The 19,728-nt window shown below is 49.8% G+C and carries 25 protein-coding genes; 7 read left to right on the plus strand and 18 right to left on the minus strand.

Features of this window, described 5'->3' with window-relative positions:
- Positions 1 to 491: 491 nt before the first annotated feature.
- From C0081_RS01250 to motA, 18 genes are all read right to left on the minus strand, one after another.
- The gene (locus C0081_RS01250; protein ID WP_101531980.1) at positions 492 to 1,178 is read right to left on the minus strand and encodes a response regulator transcription factor; all 687 of its coding nucleotides are present in this window, start codon (positions 1,176 to 1,178) and stop codon (positions 492 to 494) included.
- 983 nt (positions 1,179 to 2,161) lie between these two features.
- A complete protein-coding gene (gene flgI, locus C0081_RS01255; protein ID WP_101531981.1) occupies positions 2,162 to 3,274 on the minus strand; it encodes a flagellar basal body P-ring protein FlgI in 1,113 nt (370 codons plus the stop codon).
- A 3-nt stretch (positions 3,275 to 3,277) separates the two neighbouring features.
- A complete protein-coding gene (flgA, locus tag C0081_RS01260; protein ID WP_101531982.1) occupies positions 3,278 to 3,802 on the minus strand; it encodes a flagellar basal body P-ring formation chaperone FlgA in 525 nt (174 codons plus the stop codon).
- Positions 3,802 to 4,590, minus strand: a complete 789-nt coding sequence (gene flgG, locus C0081_RS01265; protein WP_101531983.1) for a flagellar basal-body rod protein FlgG — start codon at positions 4,588 to 4,590, stop codon at positions 3,802 to 3,804. Before flgG ends, flgA begins: the two co-directional genes overlap by 1 nt.
- Positions 4,591 to 4,647: 57 nt before the next feature.
- Positions 4,648 to 4,995 carry a flagellar hook-basal body complex protein FliE gene (gene fliE / locus C0081_RS01270; protein ID WP_101531984.1) on the minus strand — a complete coding sequence of 116 codons (348 nt, stop codon included), beginning with the start codon at positions 4,993 to 4,995 and terminating at the stop codon, positions 4,648 to 4,650.
- A complete protein-coding gene (gene flgC / locus C0081_RS01275) occupies positions 4,995 to 5,414 on the minus strand; it encodes a flagellar basal body rod protein FlgC (RefSeq protein ID WP_101532338.1) in 420 nt (139 codons plus the stop codon). Before flgC ends, fliE begins: the two co-directional genes overlap by 1 nt.
- Positions 5,414 to 5,797, minus strand: a complete 384-nt coding sequence (gene flgB, locus C0081_RS01280) for a flagellar basal body rod protein FlgB (protein ID WP_101531985.1) — start codon at positions 5,795 to 5,797, stop codon at positions 5,414 to 5,416. Before flgB ends, flgC begins: the two co-directional genes overlap by 1 nt.
- A gap of 260 nt (positions 5,798 to 6,057) precedes the next feature.
- Positions 6,058 to 6,762 (minus strand): flagellar type III secretion system pore protein FliP, encoded by a 705-nt coding sequence (gene fliP / locus C0081_RS01285; RefSeq protein WP_101532339.1) that lies wholly within the window; start codon positions 6,760 to 6,762, stop codon positions 6,058 to 6,060.
- A gap of 35 nt (positions 6,763 to 6,797) precedes the next feature.
- Positions 6,798 to 7,304: a flagellar basal body-associated FliL family protein gene (locus C0081_RS01290; protein WP_101531986.1), complete on the minus strand. Its 507-nt coding sequence runs from the start codon at positions 7,302 to 7,304 to the stop codon at positions 6,798 to 6,800.
- Positions 7,305 to 7,354: 50 nt separating this feature from the next.
- Positions 7,355 to 8,071 carry a flagellar basal body L-ring protein FlgH gene (gene flgH / locus C0081_RS01295; RefSeq protein WP_180966699.1) on the minus strand — a complete coding sequence of 239 codons (717 nt, stop codon included), beginning with the start codon at positions 8,069 to 8,071 and terminating at the stop codon, positions 7,355 to 7,357.
- Positions 8,068 to 8,643: a MotE family protein gene (locus C0081_RS01300; protein WP_101531987.1), complete on the minus strand. Its 576-nt coding sequence runs from the start codon at positions 8,641 to 8,643 to the stop codon at positions 8,068 to 8,070. Before C0081_RS01300 ends, flgH begins: the two co-directional genes overlap by 4 nt.
- Positions 8,644 to 8,803: 160 nt before the next feature.
- The gene (locus tag C0081_RS01305) at positions 8,804 to 9,304 is read right to left on the minus strand and encodes a hypothetical protein (RefSeq protein ID WP_101531988.1); all 501 of its coding nucleotides are present in this window, start codon (positions 9,302 to 9,304) and stop codon (positions 8,804 to 8,806) included.
- The gene (gene flhB / locus C0081_RS01310) at positions 9,297 to 10,391 is read right to left on the minus strand and encodes a flagellar biosynthesis protein FlhB (RefSeq protein WP_101531989.1); all 1,095 of its coding nucleotides are present in this window, start codon (positions 10,389 to 10,391) and stop codon (positions 9,297 to 9,299) included. The genes C0081_RS01305 and flhB overlap by 8 nt, the downstream gene beginning before the upstream one ends.
- A gap of 47 nt (positions 10,392 to 10,438) precedes the next feature.
- Complete coding sequence (locus C0081_RS01315; protein ID WP_101531990.1) at positions 10,439 to 11,491, minus strand: flagellar motor switch protein FliG; 1,053 nt, start codon at positions 11,489 to 11,491, stop codon at positions 10,439 to 10,441.
- A gap of 100 nt (positions 11,492 to 11,591) precedes the next feature.
- Positions 11,592 to 12,014: a flagellar motor switch protein FliN gene (gene fliN, locus C0081_RS01320; RefSeq protein WP_245417825.1), complete on the minus strand. Its 423-nt coding sequence runs from the start codon at positions 12,012 to 12,014 to the stop codon at positions 11,592 to 11,594.
- Between the two features lie 40 nt (positions 12,015 to 12,054).
- Positions 12,055 to 12,537, minus strand: a complete 483-nt coding sequence (locus tag C0081_RS01325; RefSeq protein WP_101531991.1) for a hypothetical protein — start codon at positions 12,535 to 12,537, stop codon at positions 12,055 to 12,057.
- Positions 12,518 to 13,444 carry a flagellar motor switch protein FliM gene (locus C0081_RS01330; RefSeq protein ID WP_101531992.1) on the minus strand — a complete coding sequence of 309 codons (927 nt, stop codon included), beginning with the start codon at positions 13,442 to 13,444 and terminating at the stop codon, positions 12,518 to 12,520. The genes C0081_RS01325 and C0081_RS01330 overlap by 20 nt, the downstream gene beginning before the upstream one ends.
- A gap of 4 nt (positions 13,445 to 13,448) precedes the next feature.
- Positions 13,449 to 14,357 carry a flagellar motor stator protein MotA gene (motA, locus tag C0081_RS01335; protein ID WP_101531993.1) on the minus strand — a complete coding sequence of 303 codons (909 nt, stop codon included), beginning with the start codon at positions 14,355 to 14,357 and terminating at the stop codon, positions 13,449 to 13,451.
- A gap of 217 nt (positions 14,358 to 14,574) precedes the next feature.
- Here motA and C0081_RS01340 point away from each other — a divergent pair, with 217 nt between their 5' ends.
- From C0081_RS01340 to C0081_RS01370, 7 genes are all read left to right on the plus strand, one after another.
- Complete coding sequence (locus tag C0081_RS01340) at positions 14,575 to 15,357, plus strand: DUF1217 domain-containing protein (RefSeq protein ID WP_101531994.1); 783 nt, start codon at positions 14,575 to 14,577, stop codon at positions 15,355 to 15,357.
- Entirely contained in the window at positions 15,357 to 16,082 is a 726-nt protein-coding gene (gene flgF / locus C0081_RS01345) for a flagellar basal-body rod protein FlgF (RefSeq protein WP_101531995.1), read from the plus strand. The genes C0081_RS01340 and flgF overlap by 1 nt, the downstream gene beginning before the upstream one ends.
- Positions 16,079 to 16,693 carry a hypothetical protein gene (locus C0081_RS01350; protein WP_101531996.1) on the plus strand — a complete coding sequence of 205 codons (615 nt, stop codon included), beginning with the start codon at positions 16,079 to 16,081 and terminating at the stop codon, positions 16,691 to 16,693. The genes flgF and C0081_RS01350 overlap by 4 nt, the downstream gene beginning before the upstream one ends.
- A gap of 3 nt (positions 16,694 to 16,696) precedes the next feature.
- Positions 16,697 to 18,130, plus strand: coding sequence for a flagellar protein export ATPase FliI (gene fliI, locus C0081_RS01355; protein ID WP_101531997.1), 1,434 nt, complete (start codon positions 16,697 to 16,699; stop codon positions 18,128 to 18,130).
- 87 nt (positions 18,131 to 18,217) lie between these two features.
- Positions 18,218 to 18,682: a rod-binding protein gene (locus tag C0081_RS01360; protein ID WP_101531998.1), complete on the plus strand. Its 465-nt coding sequence runs from the start codon at positions 18,218 to 18,220 to the stop codon at positions 18,680 to 18,682.
- 13 nt (positions 18,683 to 18,695) lie between these two features.
- Positions 18,696 to 19,151 carry a hypothetical protein gene (locus C0081_RS01365; RefSeq protein ID WP_101531999.1) on the plus strand — a complete coding sequence of 152 codons (456 nt, stop codon included), beginning with the start codon at positions 18,696 to 18,698 and terminating at the stop codon, positions 19,149 to 19,151.
- 3 nt (positions 19,152 to 19,154) lie between these two features.
- Positions 19,155 to 19,610 carry a hypothetical protein gene (locus C0081_RS01370; protein ID WP_101532000.1) on the plus strand — a complete coding sequence of 152 codons (456 nt, stop codon included), beginning with the start codon at positions 19,155 to 19,157 and terminating at the stop codon, positions 19,608 to 19,610.
- Positions 19,611 to 19,728 lie beyond the last annotated feature (118 nt).

Here is a 19,728-nt window from a genome sequence, read left to right on the forward strand (position 1 = left end):
AGTCGCCAGTTCCAAAGCGCTGATTTGCGCCACCCTCATGGGCACAGCCTCCGCAATATCAAACAGCCGAGATTACCCCAAAGTCCATTCACGGACTGAAATATCATCATCGGCGTAAGATCGCGACGAAAAAAACATCCATAAGTGCGGGACATCTGGCTTTGTCGCAGCAAAGATCGAGTGAGACCACCAAATATCAAACCGACCTCGACCGCGCGGCCCCCTACGCATAGGTTACACACGCCAACGCCCACCCATACGAATAATGAACCATCTCATTTCGTTTTGGCGATAGCGGAGCCACACCTTCGGCCATCATGGCCATTGTTGATCAACTCACGGGTAAACTTTTGGCAGGTAGGGCGCTATTATCATAGCGTTAGTTTCGAAAATACTCAGGTTTGTATATATATCTATGAAACGAAAGAATGCTTTCAATGCAGACTGTTGAGGGCAAGGCTTTTAATGAAAGCCGTTTTTCTTTACTCGCTTTAGGCATTTTCCAATCCGCTTTTGAACATATAGCCAAGATACCGTTTGGAATCGATCGGATCATATCCCAAACGCACTTTCAGTTTTTTGCGCAACTTGCTGATATGACTTTCAACGACGGTTTCTTCAACCCCCTCGTTGAGGAGACCATAGACGGCGTTATAGATCTGGGCTCGACTGACACGGCGTTCTTGGTTTTTAAACAAAAATTCTAAGATGCGCCGTTCACGTCTCGGGAGTTCAAGAATCTCACCACCGATTTCAGGTGCTCTTCCATCAAAAAATACACGAATATTTCCCTCCGGCAGCATATCTTTCAGCTCTCCTGTTCGGCGACGTATAGCAGCAGCTCTCACCAGAATTTCCCTGACGTGAACAGGCTTACGCACAACATCGTCTACTCCAGCGGCAAATAGATTAAGCGTTAATTCAAGTGATGATGTATCGTTGAGCGCAATTACCGGAGTGTTCTTGCATCTTTTTCGTATCAACCCCGGATAATTTACCCTTCTTTCGCAATCCCCCAAAAGAAAGGCTTCCACAGATCCAATATCTGTTTCTGATATACTGGTCACCCAGCTATCAAATTCTTGCGGCATGATCCCAATAGATGCCACACCTTCGCGCTCAAATCCTGAAGTGTATCCTTCAGCTACAATACCACGATTATCAATTATAACTATCATCGTAATACTCCCTCTTGCTGCCAATAGGAATATTTCAAATCGGCGCAAGCGTCATTACAAATCTGATAGATATAGAGGGGAAATAGAAATCTCTGGAAATAAATTTAAAACTTGGGAAGCAAATTTTTAGCTGAATTATGAATAGATATGCATAAATATAGCGAAAGATTTAAACTAACTTCTCGATAGCCAATAATTAAGCGAAATTTATAGCCAGACTTTCCAAGAGTTTTATATTCCCAGTTCCGTTTGATTTCAAGAATGGAGACTGTACTTGGTAAATCGGCATTTGATGAATAAGAATCGCGATCCAGATTTGCTATACAATTCAATGGATTATAGTATTTTAGAATTATTGAAAGTGTTAACAAATGGAGATAGCACGGTTCCAGATCAAGTTGTACCAACAAGCGTCAGTTGATCTGAGGTAGATTTATCGTTCAAATCCACCGGGCTTTATGATTGAGGGTGCCCACCCTTTAACATCTCGGCCTCAGCCTGCCGCAGCTAAAACGAATAACTGCCCGCCACCGAAAAACGAGACCTCAAGATATATTTGGAAACATTGAGCCTTAACTCGACATGGATATATGGCCTAGGCTTGGTGGGATAGATTAACCCGTTGCTGTGAAGCAGGGCGTCCTTGCCCAAACAAACCGATACCACCAGAATAATAAACAGCTGTCATAATTGACACTATCCGTTTTTTCGGGCTGCCACCTGGCTCTGATACCTGCGTAGGTTGGCCAACAGGAGCAAACCTTAGAGTTATTCTCCAAACCTGTTCGTGGGCAACAATTGGATCAAAGACACAAATCATTACCCACATAAGGACAGGCTAAAAAACGACAACTGGGCAACGCGGGAGACATATCGCACCGACTAACATCAAATAGGCTCTGATCGCCTGTTTGGTTTGGAAGAGTGCCATCCCGCAATTGGGCACATTGGAGGCTCCATATAATTTGCATAAACAGACCGGCCTATTGAATTACCAGTTCGGCCTGAAGAGCGCCCGCTGTCTTGATCGCTTGCAGGATGGAAATAACTCCCGACGGGCGCAAGCCAATGCGATTCAAACCACTGACCAATGTTTGCAGATCGGTGCCGCCGATGATTTTCAAAGGGCCACCACTCTGAGCTGCCTCAATATTGGTTTCCGGCAGAACAACAGTCTCCCCCCCTCGCGAGAAGGGCTGCGGTTGGCTCGCGACAGGTTGCTCTGTTATGCGCACCACCAGATTGCCATGGGTCACAGCGACCGTTGATATTTGCACTTGGCTGCCGATCACAACGGTACCGGTACGCTCATCAACGACGACGCGTGCAGGTGTATCCGGTTGAACTGCCAACCCCTCAATTTCTGCGATAAACCGCGTTGGGGTGATATTGCTGGGTTTTCTCAGGATTACAGACCGGAAGTCTCGTTCCTTGGCCAATTTCACTCCATAACGGGCCCTCGAAAAGGCATTGATTGCATCTGCGACCCTAACCGCCGTTTTGAAATCTGGGTTGGAAAGCTGCAGCACATAGTTTGGTAGATTGGCAAAGGAATCCCCTAACGCGCGCTCCACGATGGCACCATTCGAGATAAGACCTGATGTTGCTGTGCCCACTTGCAAGCTTTGCGCATCTCCCTTGGCAGAGAGACCGGATACAGCAAGGGACCCTTGCGCTATGGCATACACCTGTCCATCAGCCCCCATCAGCGGAGTAACGATGAGTGTGCCACCCGAGAGTGAACTCGCATCCCCCAAAGAGGAGACCGTCACATCGATACGCGTTCCCTTTTGTACAAAGGCAGGGAAATTTGCCGTTACGACAACAGCCGCGACATTGCGTGTTCTAAGGCGTGCATCACGAACATTGACGCCCATGCTGTCGAGCATCGACTGTAAGGACTGTTCTGTGAAAGGCGCGTTGCGCAGGGTGTCTCCGGTGCCGAGCAAGCCGATGACCAAGCCATATCCGACGAGTTGGTTATCCCTCACCCCCTCCAAGGAGGTAATATCTTTGATGCGAACCGCCGCATGACCCGGAATTGAGAGCGTCAAACACAGAATACCAGCTAAAAACCATTTGAAGAGATGTTGCATTTTCTACGGCCCTATAGAGATGGTGCCATTGGCTTGCACCCGTCCACGAACAATCAGTCCAGAATCCATATTGCGCACGCGAACGATATCGCCAACGGTTCCATCTTCCAGCGGTTCGACATGCGCAATGATACTGAGCCCTTGCTCTTTGAAGATCAGTTGCGCCGGATTCCCGCGCTTAATAACGTTGCGATGGAAAACGGATGAGCGACTGATCGGCTGCCCGGGGGGCAATGTATAAATAACTTCTTTGCCTATAAGCTCGGCACTTTTCGGCACCACGGAAAATCGGTCGATCCGGAAGGACTGGAACCTCTTTTGTTCCAACACCGCCAAGCTGATGACATCGCCGGGTTTCAGCGTCACCTTAGGGACTGGCAACGAGACAACATGTCCCGAGGCCGCACTTGCTGTCTGTACAAAAGCCCCCCCCAATAGCAGCAGGCATGCCGCAAATGCGACCCCCAGATGCCTTGGCGATCCCGCCGTTTCTGCAGGTCGCCCAGAAGTGTCAGACCGATATGCCATTAGCGAATTCCTTGGGTCACAACACCAGCCATGTCATCGGCAGCCTGGATGACCTTGGAATTCATTTCATAACCGCGCTGAGCACTAATCAAAGCCGTAATTTCTTTTACGGGATCAACGTTCGAGGTTTCCAGATAGCCCTGCCGGATACGACCAAAACCAGCGTTGCCAGCAACACCGTCTACGGCCCCACCTGACGCTTCGGTTTCTTTAAACAGATTGCCGCCCTTTGCTTCGAGGCCAGCGTCATTGGCAAAAATCGCCAGTTGCAGTTGCCCCAGTCTCTGCGGTGCAGGTTGGCTGTCAAGCTTGGCATAGACCTCGCCATCTTCATTGATTTCGACAGCAACAGTGTCTTGGGGGAACAGAATGGCAGGCTCTACTGGATAACCATCCGCTGTCACTAAGCGCCCTTCCCCGTTTGTGTTAAAGGCCCCTGCGCGGGTGTATAGAGTTTCGCCATCTGCATTGGAGACGACAAACCAGCCTCGACCATCAACGGCGAGATCAAAACTATTGGTCGTATTGTCCAGATTGCCCTGGGTGTGTAGATTTCGAATGGCTGCGGTGCGAACACCAAGCCCCAGTTGAGCACCTTCCGGAATAGGATCTTCACCGGTCCGGTTGGGAACGCCCTGCAAGCGATGGGCCTGATAAAGAAGGTCGGTAAATTCAGCGCGGGCGCGTTTGAAACCGGTCGTATTCATATTGGCAATATTGTTGGCGATCACTTCAACATTGAGCTGTTGAGCGCTCATGCCGGTCGCCGCAATAGCAAGGGACTTCATGATTGCAATCCTTGTGTTGTTTCAAAGGTCAGAACAAAAGAGCAGGAAAATGCCCAATCAAATGGCCATTCGGCTGACTTCTTGATAGGCCGTTACGATTTTGTTGCGGATCGCAATCGCGCTCTGCAATGTCAGCTCCGCATTCATCACGGCTTCCACAACAGATTGGACAGATTGTTTGCCCTGAATACTCGCGATCGAGGCGCTTTCACCCTGCTTGATGGTTTGGATCGCATCTGTCGACACTTTGGCAAAATAGTCCGTAAAGGATTGACCGGTTTCGTCGACATCTCCGGTTACATTGACCGCAGCCCTATCGGTGTTGACAAAGCGACTTTCCGATACATTATTCATGCCCGTGGTGGGGGACGAAAGACTGGACGTAGCGTTGAGTGCGTCAATCATTATGAGCTCCTTAGAAGGTCAATTGTACGCAACACCATGCTGCGGGTTTGGGAAATGACTTTGAGGTTGGCTTCGTAACTGCGGTTGGCTTCGCGCATGTCGGACAATTCAATCATGGCATTCACATTAGGCAGCTTGACCATGCCATTTGCATCGGCAGCAGGGTGCCCAGGTTGATATTCGACTTGAAACGGGGCTTTATCGAAACCAACATCCTTGATCGAAACGAGATCAGCACCAAGTGCGCGATCCATTTCACTTTTGAAAGTAACAGTTTTGCGTTGATAGGGGTCTGAGCCTGCGGTTTCCCCCGTAGAGTGGGCATTGGCAAGATTTTCCGAGATCACGCGCAAGCGCTGCGATTGTGCAGACATGCCATTGGCCGAGATCTGGAAGGTTGCGGAGAGTGGATCAATCATCATTGTACCTTCGTGCTCAACAGCATCATGCTGTGCATAGATTTCATCAAATTGGTTGTAAGGGCATGAGAGCGGGCGACTTCATTGGCCTTCATCATTTCTTGTTCAAGGGACACGGAATTGCCTGAATAGGTCACATCCCAGCTGTCTTTCTTTTCGACAACCTGCCCCTGCTTTACAGCAGCAGAGGCAGTCATATGACCTGCTTGTGTGCTACGCATTTGGATATGGGCTTTGTCAAAGAGTGCACTGAAAGATTCAACATCCTTTGCCCGATACCCAGGCGTGTTGGCATTAGCCACATTTTGGGCAATGGTGGCTTCGCGCGCAGCGAGCCAGTCTTGATGCTTGCTCGCAAGTTTCATGAAATAGACAGGTTCCATAAATTCTCTCCGACTGGTTCTGATAGTTCATTCATAATCAGGCAAACTTGCCTGAAGCTGTCGAAGCCTCACTATCTATTTGAAATAATTATATAATTTTTAATTTTATTCAAATTTTTTACGTATTTTCATTGCTCCCAAGAGGACGAGAGCACCGGCAAAGCAAAAAAATCCGGATCGAATATTGGGCGAGTTGACAAAAAAAGCCGCCAAACACATAAGTGAATGACGGCAGTTTGGGCTGTATTACTGTGTAGTCTCTAGAAAAATGAACGAACCAATCCTCCTACCAAAATATTCCAGCCGTCAAGCAAAACGAAAAACAGCACTTTAAATGGAAGCGAGATGACCGTCGGAGGAAGCATCATCATACCCATAGACATGGTGAGTGTCGCAACAATCAAATCAATGACAAGAAAAGGCAGAACGACCAAAAAGCCGATCTCAAAGCCGCGTCTTAATTCTGAAATCATAAAAGAGGGTATCAATACGCGCATTTCAACCAAATTGGGATCATCAGCCTCACTGCCTTGCATGCGAGAGGCAGCCAGATCATTAAACAGAGCCAAATCCGATTCCCTGACATGATCAAGCATGAACTCCTTGAATGGTGCAGCCACCTTTTCATAAGCCTCTGTTTCCGATATTTGGTTTTCCATCAGCGGTTGGAGGCCATTTTTCCAAGCTTGGTCAAAGGTTGGCGCCATGACATAAAAAGTCATAAACAGCGCAAGGCTGATGAAGACGATGTTGGATGGCGTTGTCTGCAAGCCAAGACCTGACCGAAGAAAAGAAAATGCAACGGAGAAGCGAATAAAACTTGTCACCATGATGAGCAGCCCAGGTGCCAGTGACAAAACCGTTAGCAGGGCAACCATCTGCACCATGCGCCCGGTTGCCGCTCCCTCACCGGCTGGCAGTAGACTGCTCAGATCGGGGACTTGCGCGTAAGCCGGTACTGCCATAATCAGGCAAAAAGCAGCCGCTGAAAAAATACGTTTCATTGGACCACCATTGTTTCAAGAATAAACTCGTTGATTTTGCCCTTGGAGCGGATTTTGGCCCGTTGATTTAAATCTTCACGCAAGTTCACCAGCCCTCCCGCCCCTTCCAGATCGGCGAGCGTGAGTGTGCGGATGTAGGCGGAAATATCACTTTCGATCTTGCTGGTCAGGACAGACGCTTCTTCCATCGCATCTTTTTGGAAGATGACAGTGCCTTGCACACGAACAAACACATTTCTAGGTTCGGCCAAATTGGCGACGACAGGTTTGATTGATTTTGCATAGCTGGCTGCATGATAGAGCGGCTTAACATTGATTTTGGCTTGCACCCGCTCGGTCTTGAGCACTGCGAGGCGGGTTTGATCCACCAAATTCATGCCCGCAAAGGCGCCTGCTCCAGCGGTCAGCATCGTCAGAATAAATATATTAATAAATAGCCTACGGTCATTACCCGAACTTGAAACAGAGGAAGACGATAGGCTTGGGGAGACAGGATCACTCATTTTAAGCGGCTTTTCTGATAAACGATTTTCGAAAAAGGACTTTGATTGCTCTAGAATGGCGTCAAAGTTTGGTAAATCCGCTGGCCCCAAGCTGGCTTCTGAACTTCACTGACACGTCCGCGGCCGCCGTAGGAAATGCGTGCCTCTGCAATCTTGTCGTAAGTAATGACGTTATTCGGCCCTATATCTCGAGGGCGCACAATGCCTTCAACGCTTAGGACCCGCACTTCAAAGTTGACGCGCACTTCCTGACTGCCCGAAATAACCATATTTCCGTTGGGCAAGCGTTGCGTGACGATAGCAGCCACCTGAAGGTTGATATTCTCACTTCGATTGATGGCCCCTTTGCCGTTGGATCCACTGTTCGAAGATATATCGAGGTCGCCCTCGCCTTCTTCGTTCATACCAAACAAACCAAATCCGAGGTCCATGCCAAAATCGTTGTTCGAGCTGCGGCTACGACCGGACTCATTGTCAAGATTTGCTTCATCTGAAATATCGATGCTGACCGTCAGAACATCTCCGACGGATTTGGCGCGCGGTTCCTTGAAGAATTCGGTTCGGCTTTGATCCCACATGGATTGATAGCTTTTGTATGGTTGCGGCTGATATTGCGCCAAAGGCGGGTGCAAATCTTTGCGATTAAGCCCCTCGCCCACAGGCGAAAGCCCCGGTGGATCCCTGAATTCCTTGATGACATCGGAGCAGCCCGCCAGCATAAATAAGCTGAGCATTGTCAGGATTGGTTTGGCCCTATGTGGTGTCATTTTATGTCCTCCCCTGTTTCCAGTTCAACGAGAGAGGCCATGCCTTGTGTCAAGACGGACGCTCTGTCCGGATCCATTTCATTGAGAATACCGCCAACAATGCGGGGCTGCATTTTGGTAAGAAGCGCAATCGCGATGTCATTATCGAGTTTGGCCAGGCGTTCGGCGGCCGCATCAGGCCGCATCCGCTCATAGACAGAAACGATGTGCGCTTTCACATCCAGAAGAATCTTGTCCCGTTTTTCAATCCAGCTTCGGACATCCGCCCTCAGTTGGGAAAGCTTTTGGGTGCGTTCATCGATATCGGTTTGCAGAGCAACAAGATTGTGAATTTGCCAAGCGATGCGCTGCTCTTTGGCAACGTTGGCAATATTGGCGCAATAATTTTTGGCATCCGTTTCACTGGCTACATTGGTTGCCTGTTCGGATTGCTTAATCACAGCGGGGCTCTTTGCGTGAGCGCCGCTCGCCATAGCAAGCCCGAGCAAGGCGCACAAAGCCAATCGAATACCCGCCTTACAGGAGGGGTGGTCGGGGGAAGAGTTCAGCATCAAACCTGACAAGCTGATCATGTTTGCCTCGCAATTTTACGCATTTGAATGCGGTATAATTGATAACTGGAGGCAGTTTGCAGGCGCAAACTTGTGTCAGGCTGTATAGAATTTTACGAAGGCAATAAACTGATTTATTTTTAAAAAAGGAGCCTTAGATGAAGACCCGTAGAGCAACAGATTAGTTGAGCATTGCTCGGCTTGACCATTTTGTCGCCATTGGTTTGAGGCGCGCGTCAACCAGCGCATAAACCAAATGATCGATTTGCTCCATATCAGGTGCCTCTGGCACGTTGAACTGGATCTCACGCAATGTGATGTCCGTCACATTGCCGACGAGTGACAAATCGAACCTTGCTATGACACCATTATTGTTGAACTCCATACCGAGAATAATGAGGGGAGAATGATCCCAATCAACAGACATTTCGGCCGCGCGGCAATAAACTAGAGTATCTTCTTTAAAAAGAAGCTCTGTAGAAGATGAAATAATATCCTGAATACTATCGTGAGAATCCCTTAAGACATAAGAAATCATATGACTTGCATCAACAAGCCTTAACTCTGCCCCAAAATCACTTAGGGCCCAAATGAGGGCCCTAGTCAAAGATTCTTCATTACTACCGGTTTTCATGGTTTTATATGTATTTATTCCTGTAGCATTCTGGTTGTTTTTATTCATATGCCCTCAGAGCCGGTTTAAAGTTCTCATCCTTCGCAGTATACACATAATAAAGTAGTTCTGCAACGACACGGAAAAACTGCGGGGGAATCTGTGTGTCTACTTCACATTGTGCATAGAGGGCACGTGCCAACTGGATGTCTTCAATGACTGGAATGTCGTTATCTTCCGCTATTTGACGGATTTTCAACGCAATAAGATCTTGACCTTTTGCAATCACCAACGGCGCTTTATCTTCATTATGTGTATAGCGGACAGCCACCGAATAGTGTGTCGGATTGGCAATAACCACGGTTGCCTTCGGGACTGAGGCCATCATGCGATTGCGCGCCCGATCGCGAGCAAGCGAACGCATCCGCCCTTTGACCGCCGGATCGCCTTCGGTGTCCTTATATTCGTCTTTCAATTCCTTGCGGCTCATGCGCAGATTGCGGCGCCAATGGCCACGAACCCAAATCACATCTAGCGCCACCAATGTGATGATGGCAACACAAATGCCCGAGACCAAACGAACGGTGATCGACAACAGCTCTTCTGGCAACAATGAGGGGTCAGTAAACATCAGATTGGCCAACGTTTGACGTTCATTTGACAAAAGGATGCCAATAACGACTGCAAGAATGATGAATTTGGCAAGGGCTTTAAGAAACTCGATGCCACCTTGTGCGCCAAACATGCGTTTGAAGCCCTTGCCGGGGGAGATTTTGGAAAGCTCTGGTTTGAGCCTGTCAAAGGAGACCTGCGGCGGATGCTGGAACCATGTTGCAGCAAGTCCAAACACCAGCAAGACAGAGACCGGAACGACAAGAAACATTGCCATTTCAAGACCCACAGCACTCGAAATCTGTATGAAGTCGGCTTCATTTTCAATTCTTATATCTCCCACTCCATCCAGCAAACGAGCCAGAACAATTGATAACTTTGCAGTCGGGCCGTTAATGAAATACCCTAAGATAATGAGCAGTGCCAAAAAGCCGGAGAATGTGTTTACTTCCTTCGATAGGGGAAGGTTCCCCTTCTCGATGGCATCCCGGATTTTCTTCTCCGTCGGCTCTTCTGTCTGACTGTCTTTGTTTTCTTCTGACATGGACCGCTTCGCATTTAAATCAAGTTTGAAGGCTTGGGGCTATCGGCCTATTGCAAAAAGCCCCCTCCGTCCTGTTTGGGATTCAGATCAATCTCACCTTTGCCGGCCATTTCCAGGGCAAGATCCGTGATCTCGCGCCTTGCAATAAGAACATCGCGCTCAGCAGCAGGCTGGCCACTGGCCAATTCGTGTTCGACCATACGGCGCGTGCGGCTGGCGAGCGTTGCCAGAATAGCCTGACGCAAGGGCGCTTCAGTGCCTTTGAGCGCCATAACAATCTGTTCGGAATTAACCTGATCAAAGATAGCCATACGTGCTCGCGGCGTAAGATTGACAATATCGTCAAAAGTGAAGAGCAGGCTCTTGAGCGCTTCGGCAGATTTTGGCTGACGTTCTTCCAGGTTGTTTAGCGCGGCTTCCATCTGGTCCCGTTCCATCTGGTTCAGGATACTGGCCATTCTGGAGAAGGTATCGGCTTCCAGATTACCAGAGAAATTCAACAGGAAGTCTTCATGTAGGGCTTTTTCAATGTCCCGGGCAGTGTCTTGCACCACAGGCTTGATGGACAACATGCGGCGCATGAGTTGGTTTCGCAAATCCGTGGGCAGTTGATTCATGATCTTGGCCGCCGCAGCCGGTTTGCTACGCGACAGAATAAAGGCGGCTGTCTGAGGATGTTCTTTTTTGAGATAGTTGGCAATTGCCGTTTCAGAAATGGATGAGATCCGGTCCCAGATAGACCAGTTGGATGATCCGGCAACATCGGCGATGATGTCTGATATTTCATCCTCAGGCAAAACACCGGCCAACAGTTTCTGGACTTCATTGACAGAGCCGAAAAGACTGGAACCATCGGAGAATTGTTCGACAAACTCTTCTATGATGCCTTCCATTTCCCTAGCGTCGACACTGCCAAGCTGTGCCGCAGCACGCGTGATGAGTCTGATCTCGTCGCTATCAAAATGACCAAGCATTTTTGCGGCATTGGTCTGCCCCATGCCGAGCATGAGCGCAGCGACCTTGTCAATGCCGCGAAACTTCCGTACGGGGGCTTGTGGAAGTTGAATTTCGTTCCCAACCGGAGCCAATGCTGTCGTCATGACTTACCTCTGTCGAATATAATTGGTGGCACTGAGGGTTTACGCTTCGATATGAGATGATGGAATTCTCTCTATGCGAAAGCGTAAACCGTAGGCAACATTAGTTGAAAGCTTCAGGTGAAGGCGATGTTCCGGCACCAACGATTTCGGTCAGCGAGACACCAAAGCGAGAACTGTCGTCTTCAACGACGATCACTTCACCACGGGCCACAACGCGGCCGTTGACAACCACCTCCACAGGCTCTCCGACCCGATGGTCGAGCGGAATAACGGCGCCGCGCCCAAGTTTAAGGAGGTTGGATACCAGCATGGAAGCAGACCCGAGTACAACCTGGATATCAACGGAGATACCAAGAATGGCATCAAGGTTGCGATCCGTGTTCACAGTCGCCCCGAGGGTTTCGCTGGCTTCGACCGTTTGAGTGAAATCTTCCAGCTTTGCCTCTTTTTCGACGGGCTGTTCCAAAGGAGGTTTTGGCAAATCTTCCCGCTCGATCTTTTGAAATTCCATATCATCAATCATGGGTCAAATTCCTTGTCGTGAACTTATTTACAAAGGGGTGTCAGGACTTGAGGCGCACTTTGCGCAGCATCTGCGGCAACTGGTTCTCAAGGCGTTGAAAGTGTGGTTCTGACGCATTGCCATTGGGCGAAATTGCCCGATCTGCGGCGTCACTCACGCGCTTGAGCAGATCCACCTGGTTGGCGCATTCCTTGCCTATTTCATCTTGAAAGGCGACCATTTCCAGACGCAATTCTTTCTGCTGCTTGCGGACCTCCCGCGTCATTCGATCAATATCGGTCACAATATCGCGGGCTTCGTCGATGCGGCTTCCCAGTGCATTAAGAACCTGTTTGCCGCGCACATTGATCTCATCAATGGAGACCTCGATGCCATTAAGAGCCAGATTTGTCTGCTCCATGATGCGCCGAAACTCGAACTGATTGTCACGCAATTTTTGTAGTCGAGTATTCATTTTCATGACCCAAATAGAAGTCACGATGAGCGCGATCATCAATACGCCATCAGCTAGATAAGATATCATCGAATATATCCTCTTCTTGATGGATGAAATCATCTACCTTGAGGCAATAAGATCCATCCGCCTGTCCAATCGAACAGGTAAACAATGACTGGTCGTTGCATTGCAGGGTGATTTTGCTTCGTGGTGTGGCTTGAAGTTGTAAAACATCACCAACTTTGAGGTTGGCAAGCTCATCCAACGTGATGGATTTCTCTTCCAACACGGCTTCAAGATCCACATGGGTGCGCTGAATTTCTGCCTGAAACTGCTGGGTCCAGCCTTTGTCCCGGTGGTTGCCTTCACCCGACACGACCTGAGCCAGATTCTGGCGCAAGGGTGTGAGGGCGGTATGAGGAACCATGACAAACATTTCACCACCACGCCCGATGGCTTGCATCAACAATCGCCCGACCACTGCTGTGTTGTTTCGGCGTCCAATGACCGCAAAGTCCATGCGGGTTTCAATGCGCTCGAATTTCAAAGTAATGTCCGAAATCGACTTGAAAGCATCTTCAAGGCATTTGATGGCGTCGTTAAAAAGTGAGCGGGCAACGCGGGTTTCAATGTTGGAAAAAGGCCGCTCGTCATCAATCGGCGGTTCGCTGCCGTCTGAACCATACATGACTTCCATCATCGAAAAAATGAAGTCACGGTCGAAGCCGATCAGCAGGCGGGTATCCCATTCGGGAGTATAAACCACAGCAGCCAAGGCATTTGCCTCATTGGCATCCAGCACATCACCAATGCGGTCATTGCCGATATAGCTGACTGAAACATAACATGGAGAGGCTGCGCGCTGGCGCATGGTATCAGCGAACACCCGGGCCATCCGATCAAAGATGATCGGCAACATCGGCAGTCTTTCGATCGACGTACCCGCCGCGTCCAACAATCGGTCTGTGATGGGTGAATGATGTGATTGCATCATGACCTTACGCAGCTCCCTTCTGGGCAAACTCATGAACACTGCCATCAGAAGAAGAAATCGGACCAGCATTCATCGTCTGATTTTCCACTTCATCAATGCTGGGGCGATCCAGTTCGGAAATTGTTTTGCGGCCATGTTCAAGCGCAATCTGTGGTGCAGCGCCATTCATGAAAGCCAGCAAGGTCTGCTTGACAATCACATAGTGCCGACTGCGTTTCTCACGGATGGTTTTGACCTTGTTTGCCAGTGGACCTACCAACGCATAGGCCCCAAAGATACCGGCGAATGTGCCAACCAACGCAGCCGCGATGAGACCACCCAGAATAGCGGGGCTCTGATCGATCGCCCCCATCGCCTTGATCACCCCCAAAACGGCAGCAACAATGCCGATAGCGGGCAGGCTTTCGGCCTGTGCACTCAAAGCCAGATAGGGTTTCATCTGATCACGCATACGCGTCATCAATTCTTCGTCCATCAGGGCTTCAATCTCATGCGGGCGGGCGTTGGAGACAATCAACAGACGGAAATAGTCACAAATGAAATCCCGCAAAGCTATGTTGCGTAAAATAGAAGGATAAGCAGCAAAAATCGCGCTGTTTTCCGGTTCTTCAATATGAGGTTCAATATCGTTTCGACCCTTGGCCCGCAATTCACGCATCAGCGTGTAGAGCAATCCCAGAACGTCTAGATAGTCGGTTTTCTTTGGCACGGAATTGGACAAGGCTTCACCAATAGACTGGCCCGTGTCTTTAACGGTTTTCAACGGATTGGCTAATACGAACGTGCCCAAAGCCACGCCGAAGACAATCAGAAACTCCCATGGTTGAAACAAGACAGCGACATGCCCCCCCATGGCGGCAAACCCACCCAACAGCGAGACCAAAGAAATTGTAAGTCCAAGAAATACACTCAAGATCGGCTCTCCCGATTTAAATTTTCGTTGGAGCCAATCTAATTTGCCTGTCTTGCGCGAACCTGACCTTCCGCTTTGGACGGCAAAGGCGAACCACTCGTCAGTATATAAGGACACCGTCACAGCACGGATCTAGGTTAAGACATCGGTGAAGACAGGTCAGCCTGAGGCAAGCTGCGCAGGGCAAACTCTGGTTAGAAACGCCAGGAGCGCCGTCATGATTGATACGTCACTACGACTGACCATGCTCAACAACAATATGAGCAAGTCGCTTGATACGGTCAGCAAGGATCCCCTTGTCGACCGGTTGAGTCAAAACTATCTCGAGAAAATTCAAGACATTAAAACCGTCGATGAGTTCATTGATGATTACGAAGTCTTCAGTTTTGCCATGAAAGCCATGGGGCTGGAAGACATGACCTACGCCAAAGCTTATATGCGCAAGGTGCTGGTTGAAGGGGTGAGCGACAGCGACTCTTTTGCCAACCAGATCACAGATGAACGGTTTAAGGCCTTTGCCGAAACCTTCAATTTCGAACAGTTTGGCGAAACAACAACGACCTTTAGTAAAACCCAGCAACCGATAGTCGATATGTATGTCCGGCAGACTTTGGAAGACAATGAAGGGGAAGACAACACAGGTGTCAAACTAGCCCTTTATTTCCAGCGCAAGGCTTCAACAATCACCACCAGCATGGAATTGCTTGCCGACAATGCGATGGCCGAGGTGGCGCGCACCTTGGCGGGCATTCCTTCTGAAGCAGCCGGAGCTGACCTCGACTTGCAAGCAAGTATGATTGATGAGCGCATCAACATCGAAGATTTGCAGGATCCTGACAAGGTCAAAGAAATGCTGGTCCAGTTTTCCGCTCTTTGGGATTTGGAGAATGGAACCGCAACCCAGACTGTTCCCAATGTTTTGATCTCTGACCCGCTCAGCGCTGGCATTGATCAAGATCTGCTTATGAGCCTGCAAGGGCTCCGACTGGGAGGAGTGTAATGCCCTCTTCTACCTATGTGTCTCTTTCGGCGCAGGTGGCAATGGAAAATCGTATGAACTCCATTGCCCGCAATGTCGCCAACATCAATACCGCTGGATATCGGGCCGAAGAAATCAGTTTTTCCGAAACCATGTCTGATGTCAGCAAAGCCCCGGTCAGCTTCGTCTCGATGGGAGAAACCTATATTTCGCGCCAGCAAGGGGCGATCACAAAAACGGGCAATGCACTGGATTTGGCGATTGAAGGTGAGGCCTGGTTTTCTATCCAGCGCGGCAATGAAGTGGCCTACACCCGTGACGGGCGATTGAATCTGGACCAGACCGGCACTCTGACGACGGTGAATGGAGAGCCCATACTATCTGCGAATGGCACCCCGATCCAAATGGACCCCGAAGGCGATAGCCCCTATGTGCAAGCGGATGGCGAAGTGGTGCAAGGGGAGCAGAATGTCGGTCGAATTGGGCTTTTTGAGTTGAATGAAGGTGAAAAGCTAACCCGCTATGGCGGCTCTGCCGTCCTGCCTGAAGGTATAGCCTTTCCACTGCAAGACCTCACCAAAGCACGCATCGTGCAAGGGTTTGTTGAAGGCTCCAATGTCAATGCGATGACTGAAATGACCAAATTGATCATGATCAGCCGGGCTTTTGAAAGCGCTGCAAAAGCAATGGAAACAACTGAAAATGCCCAAAGCGAAGCTATTCGAGAACTTGGGAGCACGTCATGACCGGACCAATTTCCGCCACACAAAGCATCAGCAGTCTAAAACCGCTCGACTTATCCCGAGTCTCATTTCAAAGCACCAGCCTTAAGTCCGGTGCGGTGACGGAGACATTCTCGTCGCATTTTCCGGCCCAAGCAGGCAACGCAGGCAGTGCGCGTGATGGTCACGTCTCTTTGTTGAAGTTTGACTTTTCATTGGAACAAGTTCCGCTGGTTGGAGATTTTTTGTCCCTCGTCTCTGATTTGTTTTCCTCCACCCACGGGTCGTCATCATTGGCAACAGATCAGACCAGTGAAGTTGCCTATCACCGCAGCAATAGGACTATTGCAAACAGAGATGTTTCGGCCTCTGCAAACCAATTTTCCCAAAGCGACAGCCAGAAGATGGCAAGCACAAACGATCTGTCCGCTCTATTGCCCAGTCTCGAAGGATTGTCCCCTGCTCCAATAAATCTTCTGCCCGACGATGATGTTGCTCCCGATGCGCTAACGGCAACGCCGGACGCCGCGCGATCGATTTCCGGTTTGGCAAAACATCCATCCAACTTGCTTCCGGCAGAAACATTACAATTGCTGCAGGATCGCTATATGGCCAAGATTTCCAAGGAGGGATAAATTATGAAGAAAGCCCCCCCTCACCGGGCCGCCTCTGCACCCGCACGCGCAAAATCTGCCAACAAGCTTGATAAACTGCATGGCGTGGTCCGCTTGCTGCAAGAGCATAATACGTCTGTGCGCGTTTGCGGCACGGTCTCCCAGATCACACCCGGATATTACGGCATCAGCGGACTGGAAAAGCATGTTTGCATTGGCGATTGCATTGAGCTGGATGTGATGCGTCCCTATGGTCGCGGACCCGCTCGTGCCGAGGTCATCCGCATTGATGAGGGCAAGGTCTATGCCAAGCCTTACAGCCAGCATCTGGATGTTGGCATTGGCACCCGTGTCATGCGCATGGGCCCGGTTCAGCTAAGTCCGGACAACAGCTGGCTGGGGCGTGTGATTGACTCCCTAGGGCGACCAATCGACAACAGGGGTATGCTTGTGCCCGGTCGATTGAGTGTTTCCCTTGAAGGGGACCCGCCTCCCGCCATGGAACGGTCCATGATCGAAAAACCTATTCGCACCGGCGTGCGGGCCATTGATTTATTTACCCCTTTATGTGTTGGCCAGAGGATCGGTGTATTTGCAGGGTCAGGCGTTGGCAAATCCACATTACTCGCCATGTTGGCCAGCGCTCTTGATTTTGAAGTCGTAGTTGTCGCGCTGGTTGGCGAGAGGGGACGAGAGGTCCGCGAATTCATTGAAGGAACCCTGGGAGAGGCGCTCACAAAATCTGTGGTTGTCGTCGCAACCGGTGACGAGAGTCCCATGATGCGCAGACAGGCCCCTAAAACGGCCATGGCCATTGCGGAACATTTCCGCGATCAGGGCCTCTCTGTTCTTATGATTATGGATTCAGCCACCCGCTTTGCTCAGGCCGCAAGAGATGTGGCAATGGCGTCGGGGGAACCCGCAGTCGCGCGTGGCTATACGCCCAGTGTGTTCAGCGAATTACCGCGCCTGTTGGAGCGGGCCGGCCCAGGACGGGTGCCAGAGCATGAGTCAGAGCCTTGTGGGGCGATAACCGGAATATTTTCCGTTCTTGTTGATGGCGATGATCACAATGATCCGGTTGCCGACTCCATTCGCGGTATTCTGGATGGACATATTGTTTTGGATCGAGCGATTGCAGATCAGGGGCGTTATCCCGCCATTGATGTCTTGTCGTCGGTGTCTCGTATGGCCAACAAAGCCTGGAACAAAAATGAAGCGCAGCTGATCATGAAACTAAAAAGCATGATTACACGCTATGAAGAAACGCGCGATCTTCGCTTGCTGGGCGGTTACACCAAAGGTGCTGATGCAGAACTTGATCATGCCATGCTTTTAATCCCAAGCATCTATGACATTTTGTGCCAAACACCTCATGAGATGGTTCCAGCCAATGAGATTGACGACCCATTTCGCGAGCTCTCGGATGCCCTCACCGCAAAAGAAATAAAGGACTAGCACAACTCGTCAGGCAAGTTTCAAGCAAGCCACGTGCATTAATATTATCGCAACATTGGTGCACAAAGACAAACCGAGGTACTATGCATGGCTATATCCATTCCCTCAGATTTGGTTCTTGATGTTGTGAAGGCCGCCGATCCGGTCGCGCAACAGCATGCAACCATCGCGTTGGGGTCATCAAATGGTGTCAGGGCGCAGCCTTCTGAAAGCGCTTTGCAAAACGCATCCTTAGATGACGAGTCTTTCCAGCAAACCTTTTCATCCGTCGCGCAGCCTGCTGTGTTGTCAGATGCCCGAGGCAGCTTGTCCCGCTATCAAATGGCCCCGGTATCCACCCCCGTTGGTGAGAAATTCGAAGCCATGCTGCTACACCAGTTTTTGGAAACCATGTTGCCACGCGAGTCCGAAGCCGTATTTGGCAAAGGCACTGCGGGGGAAATCTGGCGCTCCATGCTGGCTGAACAGGTGGGCGCGCAAATGGCCAGAACAAAGGCAATTGGTTTGGCCTCCTATCTCAAAATTCCTGAACAAAGCAATCCTGCAACATAAGGGAAGAATACCCATGACAACCGAGCTTGAGCTATCTCATTTTGACGTCCCCACAGCGGTCCCGCCTGTTGAGGTTCTGTCCAACGCAGCGCAGCCATCAGATGAGAAAGGCACCGTCATCTATCTTGAAGAGAAAATGCTTGCCTCTGTCGACCGGGCAATAGATGTCGTGTCAAATGAAACACGTGCCCTGCGCGAAAATGTCATCGTCGACTTGCGTCCGCACGCTGATGCAAAATCACGGGCTCTTCTTGATCTCAATCGCATCATGGGTGATCTGTCTACCAAGGATGTACCCCAGTCTGTGGTCAACGAACTGCGCATATTGAGGCATATTCTTACTGACAATGAACAGCTTCTTTCCAACCATCTTGAAGCGGTTCGTGAGATCACGGACTTGTTGTCATCGACGATGATGAAAGAAGAGTCTGACGGCACATACACCGCTGATCATCTGGAGCCTAGATAAACGATGCGTTACATCTTGCTGGGTTTTTGGATTGGTGCTGTCGCCATTCTGTCTGCTTATTTCTCGGGTCTCTGGATGAATAAGCAGAATTTGATCGAAATCGCCGAAACCCCTCAAAATACAGGCATGGATTATGAAGAGACCCGCGCGATCAGTGTTCCTATGATCGCAGATGGTAAGGTGCATGGATATGTGGTGGCACAATTTGTCTTCACCATTGAAGTCGAAGCCTTGCAATCCCTGTCTGTCCCGCCCAATCCTTACATTATTGACGAAGCCTTTAGGGCCATCTTCAATGACCCTGACATCAATTTTTCTGACCTCAGAAAATATGATCTAGACGGTTTGACCCAGCGCATCAAAGACAATGTCAATGCCCGCATGAAGGGAGATTTGGTGCACGACATTTTGGTTGAGGAATTCAGCTTCTTTCCAAAATCCATGGCGCATGCGGGATAAGACCGCGTTCCGTCTAAAGAGCATTGACACCGTTGAACCCATTTAAGGTTCTTGACGGTCGCCTCGCAAGCCCAGCGCAAGTTTGCTGGGCCAAAATCCCGTGACAGAAAAACTCACG

This window comes from Cohaesibacter celericrescens (assembly GCF_002866925.1).
GTDB classification, from domain to species: Bacteria; Pseudomonadota; Alphaproteobacteria; order Rhizobiales; family Cohaesibacteraceae; genus Cohaesibacter; species Cohaesibacter celericrescens.

What these genes read in the sequence shown, in the direction of transcription:
- flgB (WP_101531985.1), bottom strand. Translation starts at nt 5,797, where the DNA reads ATGGAACCTGTCTATTTCATGAAACTTGCGAGCAAGCATCAAGACTGG.
- flgA (WP_101531982.1), bottom strand. Translation starts at nt 3,802, where the DNA reads ATGGCATATCGGTCTGACACTTCTGGGCGACCTGCAGAAACGGCGGGA.
- C0081_RS01300 (WP_101531987.1), bottom strand. Translation starts at nt 8,643, where the DNA reads ATGATCAGCTTGTCAGGTTTGATGCTGAACTCTTCCCCCGACCACCCC.
- C0081_RS01315 (WP_101531990.1), bottom strand. Translation starts at nt 11,491, where the DNA reads ATGACGACAGCATTGGCTCCGGTTGGGAACGAAATTCAACTTCCACAA.
- fliI (WP_101531997.1), top strand. Translation starts at nt 16,697, where the DNA reads ATGAAGAAAGCCCCCCCTCACCGGGCCGCCTCTGCACCCGCACGCGCA.
- fliP (WP_101532339.1), bottom strand. Translation starts at nt 6,762, where the DNA reads ATGGCAGTACCGGCTTACGCGCAAGTCCCCGATCTGAGCAGTCTACTG.
- flgI (WP_101531981.1), bottom strand. Translation starts at nt 3,274, where the DNA reads ATGCAACATCTCTTCAAATGGTTTTTAGCTGGTATTCTGTGTTTGACG.
- C0081_RS01305 (WP_101531988.1), bottom strand. Translation starts at nt 9,304, where the DNA reads ATGAATAAAAACAACCAGAATGCTACAGGAATAAATACATATAAAACC.
- C0081_RS01350 (WP_101531996.1), top strand. Translation starts at nt 16,079, where the DNA reads ATGACCGGACCAATTTCCGCCACACAAAGCATCAGCAGTCTAAAACCG.
- C0081_RS01340 (WP_101531994.1), top strand. Translation starts at nt 14,575, where the DNA reads ATGATTGATACGTCACTACGACTGACCATGCTCAACAACAATATGAGC.
- C0081_RS01325 (WP_101531991.1), bottom strand. Translation starts at nt 12,537, where the DNA reads ATGATATCTTATCTAGCTGATGGCGTATTGATGATCGCGCTCATCGTG.
- C0081_RS01360 (WP_101531998.1), top strand. Translation starts at nt 18,218, where the DNA reads ATGGCTATATCCATTCCCTCAGATTTGGTTCTTGATGTTGTGAAGGCC.
- C0081_RS01370 (WP_101532000.1), top strand. Translation starts at nt 19,155, where the DNA reads ATGCGTTACATCTTGCTGGGTTTTTGGATTGGTGCTGTCGCCATTCTG.
- C0081_RS01330 (WP_101531992.1), bottom strand. Translation starts at nt 13,444, where the DNA reads ATGATGCAATCACATCATTCACCCATCACAGACCGATTGTTGGACGCG.
- C0081_RS01290 (WP_101531986.1), bottom strand. Translation starts at nt 7,304, where the DNA reads ATGAGTGATCCTGTCTCCCCAAGCCTATCGTCTTCCTCTGTTTCAAGT.
- flgG (WP_101531983.1), bottom strand. Translation starts at nt 4,590, where the DNA reads ATGAAGTCCCTTGCTATTGCGGCGACCGGCATGAGCGCTCAACAGCTC.
- fliE (WP_101531984.1), bottom strand. Translation starts at nt 4,995, where the DNA reads ATGATTGACGCACTCAACGCTACGTCCAGTCTTTCGTCCCCCACCACG.
- flgC (WP_101532338.1), bottom strand. Translation starts at nt 5,414, where the DNA reads ATGATTGATCCACTCTCCGCAACCTTCCAGATCTCGGCCAATGGCATG.
- flgF (WP_101531995.1), top strand. Translation starts at nt 15,357, where the DNA reads ATGCCCTCTTCTACCTATGTGTCTCTTTCGGCGCAGGTGGCAATGGAA.
- C0081_RS01365 (WP_101531999.1), top strand. Translation starts at nt 18,696, where the DNA reads ATGACAACCGAGCTTGAGCTATCTCATTTTGACGTCCCCACAGCGGTC.
- fliN (WP_245417825.1), bottom strand. Translation starts at nt 12,014, where the DNA reads ATGATTGATGATATGGAATTTCAAAAGATCGAGCGGGAAGATTTGCCA.
- flgH (WP_180966699.1), bottom strand. Translation starts at nt 8,071, where the DNA reads ATGACACCACATAGGGCCAAACCAATCCTGACAATGCTCAGCTTATTT.
- C0081_RS01250 (WP_101531980.1), bottom strand. Translation starts at nt 1,178, where the DNA reads ATGATAGTTATAATTGATAATCGTGGTATTGTAGCTGAAGGATACACT.
- flhB (WP_101531989.1), bottom strand. Translation starts at nt 10,391, where the DNA reads ATGTCAGAAGAAAACAAAGACAGTCAGACAGAAGAGCCGACGGAGAAG.